This window comes from Chitinophaga sp. (genome assembly GCF_036569185.1).
In the GTDB taxonomy this organism is placed as follows: Bacteria; Bacteroidota; Bacteroidia; order Chitinophagales; family Chitinophagaceae; genus Chitinophaga.
The window spans coordinates 1-5,397 of record NZ_DATCRD010000289.1; the positions used below are offsets into that span (position 1 = coordinate 1).

At 48.2% G+C, this 5,397-nt stretch carries 2 protein-coding genes, 1 tRNA gene and 2 pseudogenes; 1 reads left to right on the top strand and 4 read right to left on the bottom strand.

All coding sequences use genetic code 11. The annotated features are described in order from the left end of the window. The 3 genes from VIM72_RS22600 to VIM72_RS22610 form a co-directional block, all read right to left on the bottom strand. The coding region (locus tag VIM72_RS22600; RefSeq protein ID WP_332005089.1) for a hypothetical protein at positions 1-848 on the bottom strand (848 nt) is incomplete at its 3' end. Positions 849-1,100: 252 nt separating this feature from the next. Next, a complete protein-coding gene (locus tag VIM72_RS22605) occupies positions 1,101-3,326 on the bottom strand; it encodes a hypothetical protein (protein WP_332005090.1) in 2,226 nt (741 codons plus the stop codon). 77 nt (positions 3,327-3,403) lie between these two features. Continuing rightward, positions 3,404-3,523, bottom strand: a tRNA-OTHER gene (locus VIM72_RS22610). A 543-nt stretch (positions 3,524-4,066) separates the two neighbouring features. Here VIM72_RS22610 and VIM72_RS22615 point away from each other — a divergent pair. Continuing rightward, positions 4,067-4,777 (top strand): annotated as a pseudogene (locus VIM72_RS22615) (helix-turn-helix transcriptional regulator). A 112-nt stretch (positions 4,778-4,889) separates the two neighbouring features. Here the strand turns inward: VIM72_RS22615 and VIM72_RS22620 are convergent. Further along, a pseudogene (locus VIM72_RS22620) lies at positions 4,890-5,397 on the bottom strand (hypothetical protein); the annotation flags it as partial.

Consider the following 5,397-nt stretch of genomic DNA (forward strand, 5'->3'; position numbering starts at 1 on the left):
CTCCAGGGAACATCGCCGCTGCGTTCTTCTGCATAGAGGTCTGTAGCCAGTACGGCGCCTTTCCAGAGTTGTTTGTACCAGTCGAACTGCAGGTCCAGCTGTGAAAATACGGCTTTATTGCCCATGAAAGAAGGGAAGAAGCGATACCCCAGTCGTACGTACATGCCTTTGTAGGCGTTCGGGATAAAGTCGCGGGTATCATACACTATAAACGGGCCGGCGCCAATGCCGAGCACTTTTCCCGGTATCATAAGAGGCTTGCCACCGGCGGTATCGAGTTTTTTGGTTTGTACATTCTGGATCTGAGTACAAAGGCCCATGAACAGGTTGCCGTTCAGGTTTACGCTGAAATCCGCCTGTAATTTTTCCGTGAGCTGCACATATTCGGTGTAGTCGTCTTTATGGCTGCCGGCTTCATAGCCTATGCCCCAGTATTTATTGGGCCTGGAGCTGAAAGAGGCTTTGAGCGCCAGCCGGAACCGGTCGTGCGGAAATATAGTGGTGTTGCTGATCCCGATGCCATAAAACCCGGTAAGAGCGCCGGAGGCGTATATCGCCGCATTGGAGATGGGCAGCAGGGAGTCTTTCTTATCTGTTTTATATTGCGCAGCCATCATGACGGCCAGGCCGAAGCTGGTTTCGGGGGTGTACACGGGGCCGCCGATGAAGCTGAGGTCCACGTTTTTCTTTTTCTTTTCTACGTTGGTATGTTTCAGGTAATACTTAATGTTATCAAAAAATCCTTTGGGCGCTGAAACAGTGACTGTTGAGTCTGCCGTATCTTTTTGCTGGGCATACCCTACAGCAGGTGCAACCAGTAGCAGTAGTAGTAAAATCTTTCTCTCCATGTATGACAATGGAATGAATATAGCACCATTTTCAGAAAATTGATGAGGTAGGATGCAAAAAGTGTGTTAAATCACAAAGTGAACAGCAGCACGGGGGCCGCGCTGCTGTTGTTTTAACTGTATCGCCTTCGGCGATACGCGGATTTTGTCTGACTCAGGATTATGATGATTACGATGATTTAATTATATATTGATTTTCAGGAGTAATGAATCGATGTAGTGGGAACCTTACTATTCCGGGTTTTTCTTTGATTAATCGATGAGTAATTGTGTCACGGCGGCGGTGTTCAGCGCCCACTGCATGTTGTACACTTCGTCGGCTTCTGTTTCGGCAGCAGGTTGCAGGTGCTGGGCTTCGGCTTTTGCCTGCAGCAGCTGGCCGATGCTCAGTTTACTGTCCAGTTTTTTCAGGATAGCCCGTACATTGGCGGTGCTGAGGTCCTGAATGATCTGGCCATCGAAGGCCATTTCCAGCCAGATGATTTCCCGGGCTGCCACGTCCAGTACGCCGAATACAAGCCCTTTGGTTAACCCGCCGGTGATGCGCACCATATGGTCCACACAGGACGGATCATAGGCCACGCCTTTTTTGGATACCGTTATCGGGTGTTTACTGTTCATCCATCCCAGTACCAGGTTCATGGCGATGGCGCCCTGGCTGAAGGCATTGCAGGTGAAAGTGACATACTGCGCGCCGGCTTTGGCCAGCACAGGAATGTCTATTTCAATGTATTCTGCCGTACCTACTTTATGTGGTATGGAACGGATATCGCCGCTGTGGATACACCCGGTTGTTTTCAGGTAAGAAAAAGAGCAGGTATCGGTGTGGTTTTCGTAGGCAATACGGCAGCTCAGGTCCATATCCAGGTGCTGGGCAGGTAACCCTTTACCCCATTGCATGAACAGGATGATCTTATCGCCTTCCACTTTAAACCGGGTACCCATTAATGCGCCGGGCAGGTCCTGCACCTGTTCGCTGCGGTCGCCGATAGACAGTGGTATTTTGTACAGTTCCGGTGCAATGTAGATGCTTTTGGCAGCGACAGGCACTGCGGCAAAGCGTTTCTTCATGGCGGAGATGCAAAGGTCTGTTACTGCCTGTTGCATTTGTTTTACCTGTTCATCGTCGTAGATGTTCAGCTGGCGGTTAGCCGGGATGCTTTTATTCACGCCACCCAGTGGTTTTACCGCACGGGTGGTTGATTTATCGAAGTAATATGCAGCGTACATCTGCAGCGTAAGCAACAACCGGGCTGGTACTTTATGGGTGATGTTGCCGAAGGCGGCGACCACCTCTTCCGGGCCGAACCACAGCATATTGGCGAACAGCGAGCGCGCAAACAGGCCAGGGCGTTGTTGCAGCAGCTGTAATGTATTGGCGGCATCATAGCGTAAGCGGTAATGATCCACCTGTCCCTGCCACACCGTATAATCCTGGCGGTAGAACCGGTCCAGCAGTTCGCGGAGTTTTCCGAAGCCATCGCGTTTGCTGAATTCAGGCAGGCGCAGGGCGCGGATAAAGCGTACCCACATGTTACGTTGCGGATGCATGATCTCACACATGGCTGTAACATCCATTTCCAGGCTGTTCAGCCACCTGGCCGCCATCAGGCCTTCCCGGCGGTTGTATTTCAGCTTCAGCGCCGCTTCTGCGGATACTGCCTGTACGGTTGGATAAATATCCGGGTGAATCTGCCGCTGGTTTTTTTCTTTCCTTTTGATAATAGTGCCTGGTTTAACCAATTGCAGGAAGCCGGTATGCTTGTACCACAGGTAACGGAGTATATCCGTTGGCGTGGTAAACAGTTTTCCTGCTTTATCTGCTTCATCTTTTTCAATCAGCACATCTACAACAGCCACCAGCGTTTCTTTCATACCTATTTTTACAGCCGGTAGCGGAAAAATATACAGTAATGCTTTCAGGGATTCCATCTGGGTGGCATCCAGCGCTGTTTTGGAAGTAAGTAAGTCTTCCATGTATCCGGCCGCCAGTTCGTCGTTCCAGCGTTTCAGCACACGGAGCTTGCTTCCCTGGCCGATGTTTTCCAGTTCGCCGAATTCAAACGGCGTACCGCAATAAGGACAACCGTTATATCTTTCCAGCTGGAAAGTATTTTCAGGAATAATATGGCCGCATTGGAGCTTAGTGCCCCGGCCTTTGAATGTATTGGTGAAAAAAGTGATAAAGTGATCAATGAACGATTCGTTGGTTGGCACCTGCCAATCTTTTATCAGCGGGGTCCAGTTGGTATTAACACCCATTACTTCCCGGAATGTTTCCAGGATAGTGGCCTGGTAAGCAGGGGAGGTATGGTTCAGCGTATGCAGGAGATCTTCCGTAACGCCGAATCCCAGTTTAGCAAGATTGGTTACCAGCATTCCCGCCGCCGGTGTGATATGCAGCGTGTCTGTATTCACCACCGTGTCAAGAATGTAAATAGCCTGTTGTTTTAACCCTGTTCTTAATAAAATGTCCATTGTAATTGTTTTTAATAACCAGATAATTTTGTTGCTGTTTACCAAAATAGAAGTAAGCAACAATTGACCTCGATTTGTAAAGCAGGCCGGATTCGAACCAGCAACTCCGGATTGGAATCAGGAAGTAAGCTTTAATTGACCCTGAAGATAATTTTAAAACTACAGGATCCGGTGTTCAACCATTGAACTACTGCTTTCCCATCTTCTGCGTTAATTATAAATGTTCTTTTGGATCGAATGAAGTAACATTTATTTGACCGCTTCCGATGAAACAAAGATGCATATACATCTGCGCAATATAACTGCGTACTAAAATATTTTTTTCGAAATAATTTTAACTAATTGATTATCATAAATTTAATTTTTTATTTTCTTGAAGATAAAAAATACTACGCAGGTAGAATGCGCAGTATTTTCGTTTCTTTGTACAAATAATTAGTATGTCCATCAATAAACTGGCTTTGATCCGGTACAAGGCCATTGATGAATGCCTGCGTAACCGCTACCGGAAGTGGACGCTGGAAGATCTCATCGAGAAAGTAGCGGATGTGTTGTATGATTTTGAAGGTATCAGCAGCGGCGTAAGCAAGCGTACCATTCAGGCGGATATCCAGTTGATGCGCAGTGATAAGCTGGGTTATAATGCGCCTATTATAGTAAAGGACCGCAAGTATTACGCATACAGCGATCCGGCCTACAGCATTACGAACGCCCCCATTAACAACGGAGACGTGGATAAGATGAAGGAAATAGTGGCGGTGCTGAAACAGTTCAACGGGTTCAGTTATTTTGATGATATGAGCGATATGATAGCGCGGCTGGAAAACAACCTGTATAAATCGACCGATGCGAACCTGAACTGTATCCAGCTGGAAAATAACCATCGCCTGATGGGGTTATCCCATATTAACCCGCTTTACCAGGCAACGCTGCATAAGAGGGCCCTGCTGATAGCGTATAAGTCTTTTAAAGCCAGCAAAGCCCGGGAATTCATCTGTTATCCCTATCTTCTGAAAGAATACCGGAACCGCTGGTTCCTGATCACACGGAATAAGCATCAGCCGCAACTGGTTACCCTGGCGCTCGACAGGATCATCAGCATTCAGGAGTTGCCGAAGGAAAAGTTCGTCGCCTGGGAAGGTACGCCCTTTGATGAGTATTACAATAACCTGATAGGCGTTACGAAAACAGATAAAGATCCGGTACATAAAGTGGTGCTGCAGGTGGATCCATAGCATGCACCATACGTGCTTTCAAAGCCGCTGCATCATTCGCAGGAAATATTAAAGGAAGATGCGAATGGGACTATCGTGAGCATTGAAGTGGTCCTGAACTTTGAACTGGAACGGGAGATCCTGGGATTCGGGGAACATATGAAAGTGCTGTCCCCGAAATCCCTGGCGAAAAGAATTGCATTGCGGCTGGCGAATGCAGTACAGGGGTATGAGTAACGTCAATGCCTGCACGTAGTTGTTTATTAAACGGCTGATGATGCAGCGGATATCGCTGGGGCCTGGATGGCTGTTGTCACTGCCTGTTGCATACAAGCAAAGGCAGGCATCATTACCCGCTTACCTTATGATAAATAATGGTATCAGATGCCAGCTGTTGTAAACGGTACCCACCCGTATCCAGCATCAGCTTTGGCAACGCCTGTTGTAACTGCCGGAATGCAGTGGGCGTTAGTCCTGCCTGGTACACATATAACTGTTGCAGCTTTTTATTTTGCTGCAACGCTAACAATCCTTCGGAATTTACCGCCGTTCCGGCGAGATTAAGATAGCGCAGTTCCCTGCAGTTGCCCAGCTCTTTTATACCATTGCCTTTGATGGCAGTATTTCTCAGATCCAGCCGGGTAAGTTTCTTCAGCTGGCCAAGCGCAACAAATGCACTGTCGGTGATGGCGGTACCGGAAAGATCCACCCAGATCAGTTGCTCCTTCAGGGCTGTTAGCAGCCCCATATCGCGGTCGCTGAAACCTGCTGCATTAATGGCATCTACGGTGAGGTAGTTACTTCCGGTGCCTACCGGCATTACTTTTACGCCTTTTGCTTCCAGGGCAGCCATCTTC